We start from the raw sequence: 18,013 nt of genomic DNA, 5'->3' as shown, positions 1-18,013 counted from the left end.
GGTCCGGGCGGCGGTCGCGTCCGGTTCGGGCGTCACCCGACGCAGTTGCGCGGTCGCGTCGGGCTCGGGCGTGACCCGGCGGAGCTGCGCGGTCGCGTCGGGCTCGGGTGTGACCCGGCGGAGCTGCGCGGTCGCGTCCGGCTCGGGTGTCACCCGGCGGAGCTGTGCGGTCGCGTCCGGCTCGGGCTTCGTCCGGGGGAGCCGCGCGGTCATCTCCGCCTCGGCGACCTCGGCCCTGCCGTCGCCCGTGGCCGCCTCGTCACTCGCGGTGGCTTCGGCGGCCTCGCTGGTCCTGGCGGGCTGGGCTGGCTCGGCGGCCGGGGTGGTCCGGCCGGTCGCGGCGGCTGCGCCGGTCTCGGCGGCCCCCTGGTTCCCGGAGCCCCCGCCCTCGCCGCCCACGTCGTCGCCCCGGCCGCCGCGGTCGCCGCCGGGCTCGTCGGCCGTCCGAGGTGCGCTCCGGGCCGGGCCCTGGGTCGGCTGCTGCGGCTGCGGCTCGTCGCTCATGTCGTGCACGGACTCCTGTTTCGCGTCGTACGTTCCCGTACGCCCTCGTACGCCTTCTCTGCCCCCAGTTAAAGACTGTCGCACCAAGCGTTTCGTTCCCGAAAATCGGCACGCGTTCCGCCGGAAATTGCGTGGTGTGCCCGGTCACACGCGCAGTAGGCTCCTGCGCTTCGGTGCCGGGCGGACCTGGAGGGCGGTGGACGTGGGCGCGGGACGGTTGTACGGGGCCGTCGCGGCGGGGGGATTCCGACGGTACGCGACGTACCGGGTGGCCACCGCCGCGGGGGTGTTCACGAACACTGTTTTCGGCCTGATCCTGGTCTACACATATCTGGCACTGTGGGACGAGAAACCGCACCTGGGCGGCTACGACCAGGCGCAGGCGGTGACCTATGTGTGGCTGGGACAGGCCTTGCTCTCGACGCTCGCCCTGGGCGGTGGCGGGGTCGAGACGGAGCTGATGGAGCGCATCCGCACGGGCGACATCGCGATCGACCTGTACCGCCCGGCCGATCTCCAACTGTGGTGGCTGTCGGCCGACTTGGGCCGGGCCCTGTTCCAGCTGGTGGGACGGGGCGTGGTGCCCTTCGTGTTCGGCGCGCTGCTCTTCCCGACCGCGCTGCCCCAGGACCCGCTGACCTGGGCGGCCTTCCTGGTCGCGGTGGTGCTGGCGATGGTGGTCGGCTTCGGGGTGCGCTTCCTGGTGGCGCTGAGCGCGTTCTGGCTGATGGACGGCACGGGCGCGCAGCAGATGTCGTGGATCGTGGGGTTCTTCTGCTCGGGGATGATCGTCCCGTTGAACGTGTTTCCGGGCGAACTGGGCGACTTCGTAAGGATGTTGCCGTGGTCGGCGCTGCTCCAGGCGCCGGCCGACGTGCTGCTGGGCGAGGCCGGTGCGTGGTCCACGTACGCCTTCCAGGCAGGGTGGGCGGTGGTGCTGCTGACGGCGGGGCGGCTGGTGCAGGTGGCGGCGACGCGACGGGTGGTGGTGCAGGGTGGCTGAGCCGGGGCGGTTCGCGGAGGGCGTGCGGGCGTACCGGCTGATCGCCGGGATGTGGATCCGCTCCACGATGGCCTACCGGGCGTCCTTCGTCATGACGACGTTCGGGAACTTCGCGGCGACCGCGCTGGACTTCGTGGCGATCCTGCTGATGTTCTCCCGGGTGGACGCGCTCGGCGGCTGGTCGCTGCCGGAGGTCGCGTTCCTCTACGGCCTGTCCGGGATGGCGTTCGGGCTGGCCGATCTGGCGATCGGGTCGATGGACCGGCTGGGCAGCCGGGTGCGGGACGGGACGCTGGACACCCTGCTGGTACGGCCGGTGCCGGTGCTCGCGCAGGTGGCCGCCGACCGGTTCGGGCTGCGCCGGCTGGGCCGGGTGGTGCAGGGGGCGCTGGTGCTGGGTTACGCGCTGGCGTCGCTCGACATCGACTGGACCCCGGCCAGGGTGCTGCTGATGCCGTGGATGGTGGTGAGCGGCTGCGGGATCTTCTGCGCGGTGTTCGTCGCGGGCGCGGCCTTCCAGTTCGTGGCGCAGGACGCCTCGGAGGTGCAGAACGCGTTCACGTACGGCGGTACGACGCTGCTCCAGTATCCGCCGACCGTCTTCGCCCAGGACCTGGTGCGCGGGGTGACGTTCGTGCTGCCGCTGGCCTTCGTCAACTGGCTGCCGGCGAGCTATGTGCTGGGGCGGCCGCTGCCGCTGGAGCTGCCCGGCTGGGTGGCGTTCGCCGGTCCTGCGGTGGCGGTGGCCTGCTGCGCGCTGGCGGGCGCGGCCTGGCGGACGGGGCTGCGGGCCTATCGGAGTACGGGAAGTTAGGAGAGACCCGGGGCATGGACGACGGCATGAGCGGCACGGACGGCGTGGGCGGTGCTCTCGGAGAAGTCGGTGAGGGCGGCGCTCTCATCGAACTCGACCGGGTCGAGAAGGTCTTCTCCGTGCGCAGGAGGACGGGCTTCCTGCGCCGGGAGTCGCGGCAGGTGCGGGCGGTGGACTCGATCTCCTTCACGGTCGCGCGCGGGGAGATGGTGGGCTACATCGGGCCGAACGGCGCCGGGAAGTCGACCACCATCAAGATGCTGACCGGCATCCTGACGCCCAGCGGCGGTCGGCTGCGGGTCGCGGGCATCGACCCGTCCCGTGAGCGCGCGCGGCTGGCACGGCGTATCGGGGTGGTGTTCGGGCAGCGGACCACGCTGTGGTGGGATCTGCCGCTGATCGACTCGTACCGGTTGATACACCGTATGTACCGCATCCCGGACGGGCGCTACCGGGAGAACCTCGACCGATGCGTGGAACTCCTCGAACTCGGCGAGCTGTTGGACGTTCCGGTACGGCAACTCTCCCTGGGGCAGCGGATGCGCGGTGACATCGCGGCGGCCCTGCTGCACGATCCGGAGGTGCTCTACCTCGACGAGCCGACCATCGGTCTGGACGTGATCTCCAAGGCCAGGGTGCGGGAGTTCCTGCGCGAGCTGAACGCCGAGCGCGGTACGACGGTGCTGCTGACCACGCACGACCTCCAGGACATCGAGCAGCTGTGCTCGCGGGTGATGGTCATCGACCACGGGCGGCTGGTGTACGACGGTGCGCTGGCGGGGCTGCACGAGGTGGGGGAGAGCGAGCGGACGCTGGTGGTGGACCTGGAGCGGGAGGTGCCGCCGGTCGAGGTGGTTGGGGCGCGGGTGGTGAAGGTGGAGGGGCCGCGGCAGTGGCTGGCCTTCCCCGCGGCCGAGTCGGCGGCGCCGCTGGTGGCGCGGATCGCGGCGTCGTATCCGCTGGTCGATCTGTCGGTGCGGGAGCCGGACATCGAGGCGGTGATCGCCAAGATGCTGTGGTCGACGGAGACGCCGGAGCCCGCGGTGGGGGAGGAGCCGGAAACGGGGATCCCCGGCCCCTCGTCGGAGCGGGCCGGCGCGTAGTGCCGGGAGCCGGGAACTCGTAGGCTGTCAGGCATGACCGACGATGCCCCGGAGCTGCGTGCCTCCGACGCCGATCGTGAGCGAGTCGCCGAGGTCCTGCGGGACGCCGTCGCCGAAGGACGCCTCGACATGGAGGAGTTCGAGGAGCGGCTGGAGGCGACGTACAAGGCACGCACGTACGGCGAACTGGCCCCGATCACCCGCGACCTGCCGTCGGCCGGAGTCGCACCGCCCACCATCTCCTTGATCAAGGAGCCCGAGGGCGACGGGAGTTGGGCGGGGCGGATCGTCGGTGGCGAGGGTTCGTCGCCGTGGGCCGTCGCCGTGATGTCCGGATTCCAGCGCAGGGGGCGCTGGACGATGCCGAAGCGGTTCAACTGCTTCGCCTTCTGGGGCGGTGGGGAGATCGACCTGCGCGAGGCGAACTTCGCCGACCGCGAGGTGGAGATCAACTGCGTCGCGATCATGGGCGGGTTGAACGTCATCGTGCCGCCCGGCGTCGAGGTCGTCGTGCGCGGCATCGGCGTCATGGGCGGCTTCGACCACAGCCAGGCGGGCGTGCCGGGGGACCCGGGCGCGCCGAGGGTGATCGTGAGCGGCTTCGCCTTCTGGGGCGGGGTGGGTGTCGAGCGCAAGGTGACACGGGCCGAGCGGCTGCGCCTGAAGGAGGAGCGGCGGCAGGAGAAGCTGGACCGCAAGGCGGCGCTGCGGGACCTGCACTCGACTTTCCGCGACGAGGTGGAGGGCGCGCACCGCAAGATGCTGGACTCCCACCGCGACCTGCGGCGGGCGCACCACGAGGAGCGGCGGGAAGCGCAGCGTGAGCGGCGGGACGCCCGGCGCGAGGAGCGGCACCGCCGCCGTTACGAGGACTGAGCGGGCCGCCCGGTCACAGCCGCGCCGGAGCCGACCCCTTCAGATCCTCCAGGTCGAGCGCCCGGGCCATGGCCCGGTAGCCCTTGTCGCTGGGGTGGAGATGGTCGCCGGAGTCGTAGTCGGAGCGGAACGCGCGGGGGTTGTACGGGTCGCGCAGCGCCTCGTCGAAGTCGACGACCGCGTCGTACACCTTCCCGGCCCGGATCCCGGCGTTGACCTCCTGGCGGACCTCCTCGCGGACGTCGGTGTAGCGGGGGTGCCCCTGGAAGGGCATCAGCGTCGCGCCGACGACCCTGATCCCCCGGGCGTGCGCCTGCCGTACCAGCTCGCGCAGACCGTCGAGGATCGCCTCGGGGTCGGCGCGCCGCTCGCTGCGCAGGATGTCGTTGACGCCGAGGTCGATGACGACGACCTTGACGTTCGGGCGGGCCAGGACGTCCCGGGCGAAGCGCTTCAGGCCGCTGGTGTTGCCCGCGGGGTGGCCCGGTCCTCCGTCGGCGAGGACGCGGTTGCCGCTGATGCCCGCGTTGACCACGCTGTAGCGGGGCACGTCCTCGCCCGAGCCGAGGGCCGTCCGCAGCCGGTCCGAAAGGGCGTCCGGCCAGCGGCGGTTGGCGTTCTCGGTGGAGGTGACCCCGTCGGTCAGCGAGTCGCCGAGGGCGACGACGGTGCCGTCGGCCTCGTTGCTCAGCACGTCCAGGGCGGTCAGATAGCGCCAGTGGTCGTCGTGCTCCGCGTACGGCGTCCCCGTCGCGTCCTGGATGTGGTCGCCGTCGGCCGCGTAACTGATCTGGCGGGCCTCCTCGTGGAAGGTGACCGGGCCCGAGGAGGCGGGCGAGTAGGTGCTGACGAGGAGGTCGCCGCCGCGCGGGACGAGCAGGGGCACGGCGTCGCTGACCGTCTGCCCGCCCGCGGGTACGACGACCGACCCGGCGCCGCCGAAGGTGAGCCGGCGCATGGTGCCGGTGGCCGCGGCGGCGGTGTCCGGACCGGCGGCGACGGCGATCGAGGCGTGGGCGACGGTCAGCGCCCGGGTGCCGTAGAGGTTGGACAGGGTGATGCGGGCACTCGTCCCGGAGACACTCGCGTGCACGACGTTGCGTATCGAGCGGCCCGCCGTGCCGTCCGTCCCCGTGTCCGGCTCGGCGCCGGACGGGGAGGCGGACCAGGCGCCGACCCAGACGCCGGTGGAGGCGGGCACGGCGTCGGCGCGGCCGGAAGAGCCGCCGTTCTTCGCGCCGGTGTGGCCGTCGCCGACCGCGACACTCACGTATATGGCGGCGGACAGGGCCACGACCAGGGCGATGATCGCGGACAGCAGGGCACAACCGTGACGCCTGGTCATGCGGCGCGGGTCTCCTCGGGCATGGGGAGCCCGGGGCTCCGCTGTGATCAGCTCATGATGGACGGAGGGATCGGACTGGCCTCGAACCCCACCTCGAACACAAACGACGGGAACTCTTGTTCCGTTCCAGGAGTCCGTCACTGAGGGGCGAGGAAGGGACAATAGGTCCGAGGGGTAGCGAACGGGTGGAGTGAATGAACGTCACACAACAGGACGAAGCAGCCGAAGAAGGTGCGCCCGCCGCGAGCCGGCGCACGATGACCACCTTCAGCGCCGCCGACGAGGAGAAGCGGCGCGGGGTGCGCAGGATGAAACTCACCGCGACCGGCCTGCTGCTCCTCGTGGCCCTGGTCTACATCCTCGCCACCTGGGCCCGGCACTCCGGCGCCGGGCCCTGGACGGCGTACGTCGCCGCGGCCGCAGAGGCCGGCATGGTCGGCGCGCTGGCCGACTGGTTCGCGGTCACCGCCCTGTTCCGCCATCCCCTCGGCCTGCCCATCCCGCACACCGCGATCATCCCCAACAAGAAGGACCAGTTGGGCGTCTCCCTGGGGGAGTTCGTCGGCGAGAACTTCCTCTCCGAGGACGTCGTACGACAGCGACTGCGCGCCGTCGGCATCGGCAGCCGCCTCGGCACCTGGCTGGCGGAGCCCGAGCACGCCGACCGGGTGACGGCCGAACTGGCCACCGCCCTGCGCGGCGCGCTGACCGTGCTGCACGACTCCGACGTCCAGGCGGTGGTCAGCGAGGCGATCACCCGCCGCGCCGACGCCCAGGAGATCGCGCCCGGCATCGGGAAGCTGCTGGAGCGGATCGTCGGCGACGGCGCTCACCGCCGTGCGGTGGACCTCGTGGTGGCCCGCGCGCACGACTGGCTGGTGCTGCACGGCGACTCCGTGATGGACGCGGTGCAGGGCGGCGCGCCCGGCTGGACCCCGCGGTTCGTCGACCGGAAGGTCGGCGAGCGCGTCTACAAGGAGCTGATGCGCTTCATCACCGAGATGCGCGACATGCCCTCCCACCCGGCCCGCGGCGCCCTGGACCGCTTCCTCACCGACTTCGCCTCCGACCTCCAGTCCGACACCGACACCCGCACGCGGGTCGAACGCCTCAAGGGCGAGGTGCTGGGCCGCGGCGAGGTCCAGGACCTGATCGCGTCCGCCTGGACGGCCGTACGGTCCATGATCGTGTCGGCGGCGGAGGACGAGCGCAGCGAGCTGCGGCTGCGGGTACGGGCCTCGCTGCTGACGCTGGGCGCCCGGATGGCGAACGAGCCGAAGGTGCAGGAGAAGGTCGACAGCTGGGTGGAGGGCGCGGCGGTGCACGTCGTGACGACGTACCGCAAGGAGATCACCTCCCTGATCACGGACACCGTCGCGAGCTGGGACCCCCGCCACACCACGAAGAAGATCGAGGCCCACATCGGCCGCGACCTCCAGTTCATCCGGATCAACGGCACGGTGGTCGGCTCACTGGCGGGCCTGGCGATCTTCACACTGTCCCGGGCCCTGGGGGCGTAGCCGGCCGGGCGGGCCGACGTGAAGGCGAAGGGTGTGAAGGTCCGGTCCCTTCGTCCTCACCGGCCATGGAGGTGCGGCTGCGCCGTCCTCACTGGCCGTGGAAGTACAGCGCGCCCTTCTCGTTGAAGTACGAGGCGTAGACGCGCCCGAGGACCGGCTTGCCGCGGTACATCCCCACGTACCGGCGGGAACTGTCGACCACGACGGGCCGCGTCATGCAGGCGAACCTGACCCGCTGCTGCGCCTCCGCCCACTGCACGGCGGCCGGATCGACCCGGTCGCTGACCAGGAGCGGGAAGGCGCCGATGCCGGTCTGCATGCCGACCGGCAGACCGCCCTTGGTGTCCTTGGCGTACCGCATCACATGGTCGGTGAAGTCCGAGACGACCGGCACGGTTATCTCCGGGACGGCGGCGGCCACCGTGAACAGATGCAGCCGCGTCGCCATCCAGCGCATCCGGAACTCGGCCCGCCGCCCGACGAGCACGGACACCCCGGCCCAGTCCTCCCACCGCGTCGTGCATCCGTCCGCGGTCAACTGTCTCTCCACGAAAGCCAGATAGGCACCCGGTGCCGATTGTTCCTGCTGCGCGTCCATGGGCGGGATCCTAGGCGCCGCCTCCGGGCCACGGGAAGCGGCCCGGGGAGTGCGCCCGGCGTGCTCCGGAAGGCGGGGGAGCGGGTGCGGGCGACAGGGGCCAGGCCTGGCCTAGACCCCCGTGGTGGACCCGGGCCGGATGATCATCAGTACCGTCACGGCCGCCCACAGCAGATTGAACACCCCCGTGAACATGGCGAGCCGCACGGTCGCCTCACGCGTCCCGCCGCCCTCGGCGAGCGCCTCCTGCCGGGGCAGCACCAGCACGGCCAGCACGATCGCGGCCAGCACGGTCAGCACGATGGAGGCGATCAGCCAGCCGTCGCCGAGCACCCCCATGCTGCTCGCCGTGGCGAACCCGAACACGGGAACGACGACGCCTACGACGGCGTACACCCGGCATATCCGGTGCAGCAGCCGTACGGTCTCCACCGCCCGCGCATCGTCCGGCGCGGCCAGCGCCAGGCGCGCGGCGGGCGGGAACATGCTGGCGGCGACGGTGACGGGCCCGATCGCGACGATCGCGGCAAGGACATGGACGGCGAGAAGGAACTTGTTCACGCCCCGACGGTAGGCGGCGGCCCGCCGGCACAGAAGTGGCAGGAGTGCCAGAGATCAACGGATTCTTGCCACCGCCCGTCGGGCCGGCACCGGGATTGTGATCGTGTTGGTGACCTCACGCCTGCCGGTCGGCGACGGCCGGTACCCGCTGGGCGCCGCCGTGCCGCTTCACGCCTGCCGGTCGGCGACGGCCCAGGACGCCAGGGCGACGGCCCCCGCCACCCCGAACACGGCGGGCCAGGCGCCCACCTTCTTGGCCAGCGGGTGGGACCCGGCGAACGCGGCGACGTACGCGGCGGTCAGCGCACCCGCGGCCGCCCCGCCGGCCTGCTCCCGCCACTGCCGGGCGGCCGCGACCCCGGCCACGGCCAGCACGGCCCCACCGAGCTGCCGCTTCTTCGTCCACCGGGCAACCCCGTACCCACCGAGGAGCCCACCCGCAGCCACCACCGCACTGGGAACCTTCGCCATGATTACCTCCTCATTTGTCCCCATGAGGCTAACGCCCGGGTTCAGCGCGACGGACTTGCCCCTACCGCGCCGGAGGCCTCGTCCCGCAAGGCCTGTGTAAACGCCTGCCATGCCTTCCTCCGTATGGCGACCACGGGGCCTCTGCTGTTCTTCGAGTCGCGCACGAGGGCTCCATCCCTCGTATGCGCGCACTCGACGCATTCGGTCCCGCTACCTCCGCTGTAGGAGGACTTGAACCAGTGCTGAGCTGGAGGCGTTGCCATCAAGGCTCCCTGACTATGCGGTCGACGAGCTCAGCCGAGGACTCGAGATCGAGCGCCTGCGCGCTGAGGTACTCGAACGCCAACCTATAGCGCTCTAGTTCAGGACGCTTCTCCATGAACAGCCCACCGCCGAGCAGGTCTACGTATACGACGTCCAGCTCTGGAACTGGACCCCGCAGCACGGCGAAGCTTCCAACGGCTGCCGCGTGTGCACCTGTTGAGAACGGGAGCACCTGGACTGTGATGTGAGGCTGTTGCGCGCTGGAGAGGAGGTGTTGGAGCTGGTGCTGCATGACATCGCGGCCGCCAACCCGGCGTCGGAGCGCAGCTTCGTCGATCACGCACCAGATGTGCGGTGGCTCAGCTCGCTCAAGCAGCTCTTGCCGCTTCATGCGGATGTCGACCATGTGCTGCACTTCCCGCTCCGGGCACTGGACCTCGGATGCTCGATGAACGGCCTCGGCGTAGGCGCGGGTCTGGAGAAGGCCTGGGATGTACATGCACGCGTAGTGGTCTTCGCGTACGACCTCATCCTCAAGCGTGAGCATGAGGTTCATCGAATCCGGAATGGGGTCGGCGAGTGATCGCCACCAGCCCTGGATCTTGGCGCCCTTTGCAAGCTCTACAAGGGCGAGACGCTCCTCATCGGAGGCACCGTACTCGCGGCAAAGAGCCTCCACAGCCGGCCACTTGACTGTCACCTCCTTGGTCTCGTAGCGGCTGAGGGTGGCCTTCGAGATGCCAACGCGCGCCCCAGCCTCTTCGAGGGTCAACCCCTTGCGGTCGCGGAGCCGCCGTAGGTCGGCACCTAATTGACGCCTTCGCGTTGTGGGTCCAACCGCCATCCCTACAGCCTTTCGTGTCGATCCAGTAGATCGTCCTAGTTGTCCCAAGTGACAGCAAGGTGGTGCGCGCCGGGGGCGCTTGCCGGGCATCGCACCACCATCGGGAGCAAGATGAGAGTTCCATTTTGAGAGTTTCAATGCAACCCTCTGTATGTGACCAGCTACGCATAGCTAGCGAAGTCAACGTAGAGGAGTTGAGGGATGGATTGCATCGCAGGCGTATCGAGGAGGCCCTGGAGCCTTCCCTTCACGGCAGAGCCAGAGGAAGTGGCGGCGTTGCGGCGCCGGATGCGGAGGCTGGCAGGGGGATGGCTCTGGTCGGTGCGGTGACCGACCGCTGGGGTGTGCTGCTCCAGGCTGAACGGAAGGTCACTTGGTGTGAGCTGGCTACTGAGCTGCCTTCAGTGGGCGGTCACTCCGGAGGGGCTCGCGTCAACCGAGTCGAGGCTCTGCTGAGTGCCTGCGGGCGGGCGGAAGCTCGACTGCGATTGGTGGGATCCGGCGCCCCGGGCGTGGTGGAGGAGCGGGCAATTGGCCTCATCGCCGACGTACTTCACTGGTTCAGAGCGCACGGGCATGACACTGACGCGGCTCTCGATCGCGCACAGACCCACTTCGAGGCGGAGATCTCAAAGGCTTAGGCCCCGTGCCCGTGGCAGCGGGGCCTGGCCCGATCCGTCGGCATAGCCTTCATGCCTTGGTGATGGTCGTTGACTAACCTGCCGCGATGGCGGAATAGGTCCACACGTCAGCGGGAAGGTCGTGTTCCAGGCGCCATGTGATTGCCATCGGCTTGCTCCCGGTGTGCTTCTCGTACATCGCTGGGCCGAGGAGCATCCACGGGTGCGACTTGCCGATGTCGGTGTTCTTGTAGCGGCGCATGAACAGCAGGACGTGACTGCCTCGTTCTTTGTGGTGCTGGTAGCGCAGACCCGTAGGTGAGTTTTCGGCGATTGCGTTCTGAGAATCCCATTGGAAGAGCGTGCGACTCAGAGCGAAGTCCTTGTAGCGGACCGTGGGAGAGAAGTCCTTCTCGTTCTTCTCCAAGGTGACGAGTAGGGCATCAGTCTGGATATCCTCCACCCACTGCACCCCCTGCGCAAAGGACCTGGGCATCTGACCGCCGAAGCGAGCAACGCCGAGCGCAGCCAGTATCTCGGAGCGGTTGTACGAGCTGTGGATTTTCAACGGGATGTGACGATGAGGGCCCGATAGAGGGATCGGGAAGTGATCGGACTGCTCGATGACGTACGACAGCAGTTGCTGCAACTCGTCACGGAACACTGGCTGGGAGCGCAGCGAATCGAGACCCTCTTGGAAGCTAGTGAACCCACCTGCGTTGTCCCACAGGTTGAAGAACAGCATGCGTGCGTAAGCCTGGTCGATCGGCGGCAGCGCCTCATACGTAGGGGCGTCGTCGGCAAGGAGTCGAAGGTAAGCCTGAGCTCGCTCGGGGTCGTCTACGTGGAGGAAGGCGTGGGCGCGCTTGAGGAGGGCCGTTTCTTCCTGCGAAGGGGGCTCCTCGACAAATCCTGCCCTGCGGAGGACCGTCGTCCAGGAATTCTCGCTCTTGTAGAGCTCCTTGACCTCCCGGCGACTCTCTCGCAGGTAATCAGCGAGGCGAGGAGTGCTGTAGTCCTTGACCTCTTTCGCCAGCGTCTTGATGTTCGCGTTCAACTGAGCTCGGATATTGCCGAGGACCAGTTCCTTGGACTTGCCCTCTAGGAGGATCTGGCAGCCTGACGGAAGCTGCGGGAAGTCGTGTTCGATGTGGTCGACTAGCCGGTTGCGCGTGAGGTTCGTCAAGGCGCGGAACTGCTCCTCGAAGCGAAACTCTGCTCGATGCTGACCGATGAAGTCGAGCACGGTGAGGACCGGCTTCGTCTCCGTTCGACGCAGGCCTCGCCCCAACTGCTGGAGGAAGATGGTGGCGCTGTTTGTGGGGCGCAAGAGCAGCAGAGTATCGACATCAGGAATGTCGAGCCCTTCGTTGAACAGGTCAACGGAGAAGATCACCTGAAGCTTGCGTTCCCGGAGGTCGGCCAGGGCCTGTGTCCGGATTCCGGCGGGTGAATCACTGTCCAGTGCCACGGCCTGGAAGCCGGCCTCGCGGAAGAAGTCGGCCATGAAGTGCGCGTGGGCTTTGCTCACGCAGAAGCCGAGGGCGCGCATGGCTCCCGGGTTGGAGACCTTGTCGCGGATCTGCTTGACGACGATTCGGGCGCGAGCGTGGTTGCCGGTGTAGAGGTTGTCGAGGTCGCGGTCCGCGTACGCGCCCTTTTGCCACCCGAGGTTGGTCAGATCGGTCCCATCGGGGATGCCGAAGTAGTGGAAGGGGCAGAGGAGGTCGTTCTCCAGGGCTTCCCAGAGTCGCATCTCGGCTGCGATGCGGCCGTCGAAGAACTCGTCCTGCACATTCAGCCCGTCCATCCGCTCGGGCGTGGCGGTCAGTCCCAGGAGCTGCTGGGGCTTGAAGTAGTCGATCACTCGGCGATAGGTGGCCGCCGTGGCGTGGTGGAACTCATCGATGACGATGATGTCGAAATGATCTGAGGCGAGTTGTTCGAGACGTCGGACGTTCAGTGATTGGACGCTCGCGAACACATGGTTCCACTCACGCGCCTCTTCGCCGCCATGGAGGAGTTCGCCAAAAGAAGCGTCGTCGAGGACTTCGCGGTACGTGCGCAAGGACTGCCTGAGGATCTCCTTGCGGTGTGCTACGAACAGCAACCTCGGGTTTTCCTTGCCTAGCGCTTTGCTCAGGTTTCGGTAGTCCAGAGCCGCCATGACCGTTTTGCCGGTCCCGGTCGCTGCAACGAGGAGGTTTCGGTTCCGGCCGCGGATCTCACGCTCGATGTGGAGGCGTTCGAGCATGTCCTGCTGATGCGGAAAGGGGCGGACCTGTAGACCTGACAGATTGATCTTGAGGTCGGTCATGAGGCCTGACCCGCTCGCTTGGGCTAGAGCCTGGTCGAGTCGCGCGCCGTCTCTATCTGGGTCGTACAGCTCGAAGGCGCTGTCGTTCCAGTAGGCGTCGAAGGTGGCCTCGAACTTGTTGAGCACTGCCGGAGTGGCCACCGAGGACAGCCGTACGTTCCACTCCAAGCCGTCGAGCAGGGCGGCCTTCGAGAGGTTGGAGCTCCCGACGTATGCCGTGTCGAAGCCGCTGTCGCGTCGGAACAGCCAAGCCTTCGCATGGAGTCGCGTCGAACGGGTCTCGTAGTTGACCTTCACCTTGGCGCCGAAGTCGCGGACGAGACGATCAAGGGCGTGACGATCAGTGGCACCGATGTAGGTGGTCGTGATGACACGGATCTCCACGCCACGTTCCTTCGCGGCGCGAAGCGAATCTTCGAGTACGCGCAGGCCGTACCACTTAACGAACGCGCAGAGCAGGTCAATGTGGTCGGCCGTGGCCAGCTCAGCGCGTAGCTCGCTGCCGAGGCTCGGATCCTCGGGAGAGTTGGTGATGAGTGCGGTCTCGGAGAGCGGCGTGAGAGGGCGGACCGCGTAGACGCCAGGGGCCTCCTGCTCGGCCAGCGCCAGGAGCTGGCGAGGTCCGTCGGCAATGAGGTCTGCAGTCTCGCTGGTGTCGGGGCCGGAGGGGTTGGCTGCGAGTGCTTCGATGACCTGGTTGGCCACGGCGACGCGTTGGTCGGGTGGCAGCTGACTGAGTCGTTGCTCCAAAGCCCGACTGATATGCCGGGCGAGCACGTGGGGCGATGACTCATCGGTGACAGCGTCGTCGATGGCTTTCCAGCCAACCGTGCCGAGCTGATCCATCTGCGCCTGCATGCGCTGGGTGATGAGTTCTTCGTACACACCCGCAACAGGCTGCGACAGATCCCCCGGCTGGCCCACGATGATCTCCCCAATCATTCGCACCTGACCGCTCTGTTGTAGCAGGCTGCGGCTGTGCGTACTGCCTCGGGGCGTAGGCCCTGATCGGCATGGAGGGCGCCCCATGTGGCGTGGGCGCCCTAGCCAGTCGAAAGCGCATGAAGATCAGAGCGGAGGGCAGTCAGGGCAGGTCACTGCGGATTACCTGTCCGGCGGCAGGGCGGCGCACCCTAATTGGTCACCCCGTGACACCCCTCATACCCCCGCCCCGACCCGCACCAGCAGGATTCCCCCCGCTGCGGCGGCCAGACGATGGCTCGGCCTCGGGCTGCCAGGGTCGTGGCGTACTGGGGGAGGAGGGCGGTGTCGGACGGGGTGGTGGCTTCCGAGGCGGCGAAGGCCTCGTAGGACGGGACCGTGCCGGTGACGATGCCGAGGTTCGGGGTGCCGGACGCGGACAGCTCGCGCAGGGACGCCTCTATCGTCGCGAGGTGTTCCTCGTGGGAGGGGTACTCCGCGGCCAGCGGCGGGTAGGCGGCGAGGAGTTCGGTCAGTTCCTGGGTCGGCCAGTGCAGGACCGCGACCGGGAAGGGGCGGGAGAGGGCCTCGCGGTAGGTGCCGAGTTCGGCGCGCAGGCGGGAGATCTCCGCCGCCAGCTCCTCGGGGTTGTCGGAGCCCAGCGACCAGACGCGCTTGGGGTCGTGGAGTTCGTCCAGGGAGATCGGGGACGAGTGCAGGGAGTCCGCCAGGGCGTCCCAGTCGTCGTGCGCCACGCCCAGCATGCGGCGTACCCGGTGGCGGCCGAAAAGCAGCGGGTGGGTGGCGTACGGGGGTTCCGACGCGTCGGTGAGGAGGAGCCGTACGCCCTCCGTGAACGTCTCCTGCGCCGCCTCCAACTCGTCGTGGGACTCCAGCGACTCCGCCACGATCACCCAGGGGGCCGGGTCGCGCGGAGCGGCCGTGCGGATGCCGTCGATGATCGCCCGCGCCTCCGCCTCGTGGCCGTACTCCCAGAGGTTCGCGGCCTTCAGGGCGCGGACCAGGTGGGGGCTGTCCAGCGGGTCGGACGTGCTCAGCAGTCGGTCGTAGAGGGTGGACGCGGCGGGGCGGTCGCCGGCCAGTTCCAGATGGGCCGCGGCCTGCAACAGCAGGGCCTCCGCGTCCTCGGGATACAGGCCGGCGGTCCGCTCCAGGCGTGCCGCTTCGGCAGTGTGGTCGACGTTCTCGGCAGGCGTGTCGGGGCGCATGGTGGACACCGTACTGCCGGGCCCGGCGGAAGGTGAGATATCTGCTGGCCAGGGCGCCGGGCCCGGAAGGGCTTCGGGTACTACGCCGTGACGCCGTCGATCTGGAGCGTCTGCACCGACTTCGCCGCGAAGGGAACGCTCACCGACCTGCCGCTCAGATATGTGTCCGAGTGGGCGGTGTAGAGGTCGCCGCCGCCGGTGGTGAGCGTGTTCCAGCGCGGGACCAGGCCGCCCGAACCGCCGGTCACCGTGGTGAAGCGGGACAGGTCGAAGGTCAGGGTCTGGGCCGAGGTCGCGGTGTTCGCGGCGACGATCACCAGGCGTTTCGCGCTCGCGTCGTAGGCGGCGGCCGCGTAGCTCACGCCCGTGTCGATGATCTTCATGCCGGGGCGGATGTGCCGGCTGAACTGGGCCATCACGTAGTACTTGGTCGTCACCGCGCCGGCCGCCAGGGTGTTCGCGTCGTACGCGATCATCGCCCAGTTCGTGGACGGGTCCATGACCTGCCAGTAGACCCAGGCGGTCGGGTGCAGCCAGCGGAAGTCGTAGAGCAGGTTGCTCGCCAGGGTCAGGCCGGTGCCGTCGTTGTCGCCGGTCTCCGAGTTCCACAGGGCCTTGCCCGCTGTCGTCACCACGTCGGTGTAGAGGAGGTCGCGGCGGCCGCCCGAGCCCTGGTAACCGTGGACGTTGACCCGGTTCACATACCCCTTCGTCGTCGAGCTGAAGGAGTTCCAGGTGGTGCGGGCCAGGTCGTAGCTCGTCTCGTCGGAGGCCGAGATCTTCGTCCCTGTCAGGCCGCGCTTGTCCAACTCGCTGCGCAGGTAGGGCAGTACGGCCGCCTGCACGGTGGCGTCCATGTGGCATCCCTCCTGGGTGCCGGTCGCCGTCCACCAGCTGGAGCTGGGCTCGTTGAAGGGGTCGATCGTCGCGAAGTTCACCCCCCAGTTCGACTTCGCGTACAGCGCCACCGCGGCCAGGTGGGAGGCGTGCTGGCGGTAGTTCCAGGACTGGAGGTTGTTGCCGCCGTCGGCCGCGCCCGACGGGTTGTGGTTCAGACACATCCACCACATCGGGGAGTTGGCGAACAGCTCGGTCGTCGCGCCCCGGGCGGTGGCCTTCACCAGCATCGCCCGCTGGGTCGCGTCCGCCGTCCACTTCCAGGCCGTGGACGTCGGGTCCTCGTTGTTCCAGTCCTGCCAGTAGCCCTCGATCTGCTTGAAGGCGGGGATGTTGGCGGAGGCCGTCATGCTCTCGCCGCCGACGCTGTTCCAGCTGCACGCGCCCAGGTTGTAGCGGGCGATGTTCAGGCCGAGGCCGGGCAGGGCCGTGCCGTTGTACGTCACCGACTTGGTGGTGAAGAAGACGTCGGCGAAGTCGTCCCGGGCGCCGAAGACATTGGCCCACCAGGCGAGCGAGGTGCCCCAGCCCTCCCAAGTTCCGTAACCCACCGAGGGGTTCACGGCGATCGTGGCGTCGGCGCGGGCGGTGCCCGTCGCCAGGGTGCTGCCGAGGACTCCGGCTCCCGCCGCGGCCAGCAGGGTTCTGCGTCGGATCATTCGCGTCTCCGATTCCCTCAACTACCGGTCGTCGAACCGGTGTTGGTGCCTGTCCCGTTCATGGCAACAGGAAGCATCGGGTGTGACGCGTGGGTTGTCGAGCGTTCTGACAGCCCTTTCTCAAACCTATGGAGGAAGCCCCGGTCCGTGCGGCAGGCCTCCCGGGGGAGGGGCGGCGGGGTTCACCAGGTGACGGGGAGCGTCCGGGGTCCGCGGATGAGCCCCTGGAGCTGGAACTCCACCTCCCGCGCCGGTACGGCGAGCCGGATGCCGGGGAACCGGTCCAGCACCGAGCCGATGATCACCTCGGCCTCCATACGGGCCATGATCGCGGCCAGGCAGTGGTGCGGGCCGTGCCCGAAGGCGATGTGACCGGCACCGGTGCGGTCGAAGTCGAGGGCGTCGGGGTCGGGGAAGACGTCGGGATCGCGGTTGGCGGCGACATAGGCGTTGTAGACCACCTCGCCCGCGCGGACCAGATGACCGCCGACCGTGACGTCCTCGGTGGCGATGCGGGGGATGCCGACGCCGTTGCGGTGGGGTACGTAGCGGAAGAGCTCGTCGACCGCCTTCGGGAGCAGCTCGGGCTCGCGGCGCAGCCGCTGGAGGTGCTCCGGGTGCGTGAGCAGCGCGTACATCATGGAGCCGCTGTTGTTGCGTACGGCGTGACCCCCGCTGACCTGGATGGCCATGGCGAGGGACACCGCCTCGTCGCCCGTGATCTCACCCGTGCCGGTGGCCTCCGCGAGGACGCCGGCCAGGTCGTCCCGGGGGTCCTCCCGCCGTCGTTCGAGCAGGTCGACGACACGGGCCCGGGTCGCCGCCCGGGCCGCCGCCGCGCGCTCCTCGGAGTCCGCTCCCGCGGACAGCAGGGCCTCGCCGGTCTGCGCCCAGCTGTGCCAGTCGCTCTCGTCCACCCCGAGGAAGTCGCGGATCACGGCGATCGGGAACGGGCCGTGCAGCTGCTGCATGAGGTCGGCCGGGGGACCCGCCGCCTCCATCGCGTCGAGCAGTCCGGCGGCCGTGCGCTCGGCCATCGGGCGCAGCCGCATCATGCTCCGGCCGGTGAACGCGCGGGCGACGACCCGGCGCAGCTCGGTGTGCCGGGGGGCGTCGATGTACTGGAGTCCGGCCGTCTGGGACGCCACCGGTGTGGGCCGCATGGTGGTCACCGAACGGCCGACGAGCTCCGCGCGGGAGAAGCGCGGGTCGGAGACGACGAACCGGACGTCCTCGTAGCGGGTGACCAGCCAGGCGTGTCCCTCGCCGTGCGGCAGCCTGATCCGGGTGACCGGCTCGTCGCGCAGGAGCTCGTCCAGGAAGGGGTCGGGGTCGAGGGCGGGCAGGTCGTCGACGGGCCAGAACCGCACGGGCGGGGGAGGTGCGGCGGCGCCCGAAGCGGTGGCGGGCTCGGAGTCGGGGTCGAAGGGCATGGCACACCACTCCCGTGCGTCCTGGGGTTCGGGG

The 18,013-nt window shown here is 69.1% G+C and carries 15 protein-coding genes and 1 pseudogene; 5 read left to right on the top strand and 11 right to left on the bottom strand.

The annotated features are described in order from the left end of the window. Positions 1–504 (bottom strand): annotated as a pseudogene (locus tag FNH09_RS34615) (hypothetical protein); the annotation flags it as partial. 202 nt (positions 505–706) lie between these two features. Here FNH09_RS34615 and FNH09_RS34610 point away from each other — a divergent pair. Genes FNH09_RS34610 through FNH09_RS34595 form a run of 4 tightly spaced genes read left to right on the top strand, consistent with a single transcriptional unit; the run spans position 707 to position 4,300 of the window. After that, positions 707–1,507: an ABC-2 family transporter protein gene (locus FNH09_RS34610; protein WP_162469542.1), complete on the top strand. Its 801-nt coding sequence runs from the start codon at positions 707–709 to the stop codon at positions 1,505–1,507. Between the two features lie 49 nt (positions 1,508–1,556). Beyond that, positions 1,557–2,321 (top strand): ABC transporter permease, encoded by a 765-nt coding sequence (locus tag FNH09_RS34605; RefSeq protein ID WP_152893848.1) that lies wholly within the window; start codon positions 1,557–1,559, stop codon positions 2,319–2,321. A 26-nt stretch (positions 2,322–2,347) separates the two neighbouring features. Then, positions 2,348–3,424: an ABC transporter ATP-binding protein gene (locus FNH09_RS34600; protein WP_238427290.1), complete on the top strand. Its 1,077-nt coding sequence runs from the start codon at positions 2,348–2,350 to the stop codon at positions 3,422–3,424. 33 nt (positions 3,425–3,457) lie between these two features. Next, positions 3,458–4,300 (top strand): DUF1707 SHOCT-like domain-containing protein, encoded by an 843-nt coding sequence (locus FNH09_RS34595; RefSeq protein ID WP_152893846.1) that lies wholly within the window; start codon positions 3,458–3,460, stop codon positions 4,298–4,300. Positions 4,301–4,313: 13 nt separating this feature from the next. Here the strand turns inward: FNH09_RS34595 and FNH09_RS34590 are convergent, their stop codons facing one another. Continuing rightward, positions 4,314–5,645: an SGNH/GDSL hydrolase family protein gene (locus tag FNH09_RS34590; protein WP_152893845.1), complete on the bottom strand. Its 1,332-nt coding sequence runs from the start codon at positions 5,643–5,645 to the stop codon at positions 4,314–4,316. A 194-nt stretch (positions 5,646–5,839) separates the two neighbouring features. On the opposite strand from FNH09_RS34590, the gene FNH09_RS34585 reads away from it, so the two are divergent. Continuing rightward, a complete protein-coding gene (locus FNH09_RS34585) occupies positions 5,840–7,165 on the top strand; it encodes a DUF445 domain-containing protein (RefSeq protein WP_152893844.1) in 1,326 nt (441 codons plus the stop codon). A gap of 88 nt (positions 7,166–7,253) precedes the next feature. On the opposite strand, the gene FNH09_RS34580 is transcribed toward FNH09_RS34585, so the two are convergent. The 9 genes from FNH09_RS34580 to FNH09_RS34535 form a co-directional block, all read right to left on the bottom strand. After that, complete coding sequence (locus tag FNH09_RS34580) at positions 7,254–7,763, bottom strand: levansucrase (protein WP_152893843.1); 510 nt, start codon at positions 7,761–7,763, stop codon at positions 7,254–7,256. Between the two features lie 111 nt (positions 7,764–7,874). Next, complete coding sequence (locus tag FNH09_RS34575) at positions 7,875–8,324, bottom strand: DUF2269 family protein (protein WP_162469541.1); 450 nt, start codon at positions 8,322–8,324, stop codon at positions 7,875–7,877. Between the two features lie 168 nt (positions 8,325–8,492). Then, complete coding sequence (locus FNH09_RS34570) at positions 8,493–8,795, bottom strand: hypothetical protein (RefSeq protein WP_152893841.1); 303 nt, start codon at positions 8,793–8,795, stop codon at positions 8,493–8,495. Positions 8,796–8,836: 41 nt separating this feature from the next. After that, complete coding sequence (locus FNH09_RS34565; RefSeq protein ID WP_152893840.1) at positions 8,837–9,058, bottom strand: DUF397 domain-containing protein; 222 nt, start codon at positions 9,056–9,058, stop codon at positions 8,837–8,839. Next, positions 9,058–9,903, bottom strand: a complete 846-nt coding sequence (locus FNH09_RS34560) for a helix-turn-helix domain-containing protein (RefSeq protein ID WP_152893839.1) — start codon at positions 9,901–9,903, stop codon at positions 9,058–9,060. Before FNH09_RS34560 ends, FNH09_RS34565 begins: the two co-directional genes overlap by 1 nt. 714 nt (positions 9,904–10,617) lie before the next feature. Beyond that, positions 10,618–13,782 (bottom strand): DEAD/DEAH box helicase, encoded by a 3,165-nt coding sequence (locus FNH09_RS34550; protein ID WP_162469540.1) that lies wholly within the window; start codon positions 13,780–13,782, stop codon positions 10,618–10,620. Positions 13,783–13,973: 191 nt separating this feature from the next. Then, on the bottom strand, positions 13,974–14,990 hold the full coding sequence (locus tag FNH09_RS34545; RefSeq protein WP_152893838.1) for an SEC-C domain-containing protein: 1,017 nt from the start codon (positions 14,988–14,990) through the stop codon (positions 13,974–13,976). An 80-nt stretch (positions 14,991–15,070) separates the two neighbouring features. After that, positions 15,071–16,546, bottom strand: a complete 1,476-nt coding sequence (locus FNH09_RS34540) for a glycoside hydrolase (protein ID WP_152893837.1) — start codon at positions 16,544–16,546, stop codon at positions 15,071–15,073. Between the two features lie 182 nt (positions 16,547–16,728). Next, positions 16,729–18,013, bottom strand: a 1,285-nt coding sequence (locus FNH09_RS34535) for a cytochrome P450 (RefSeq protein WP_338017779.1), incomplete at its 5' end; no start/stop codon positions are given.

This window comes from Streptomyces adustus, from assembly GCF_009377175.1.
GTDB lineage: Bacteria > Actinomycetota > Actinomycetes > Streptomycetales > Streptomycetaceae > Streptomyces > Streptomyces adustus.
This window is presented reverse-complemented; position numbering and strand designations above follow the sequence as displayed.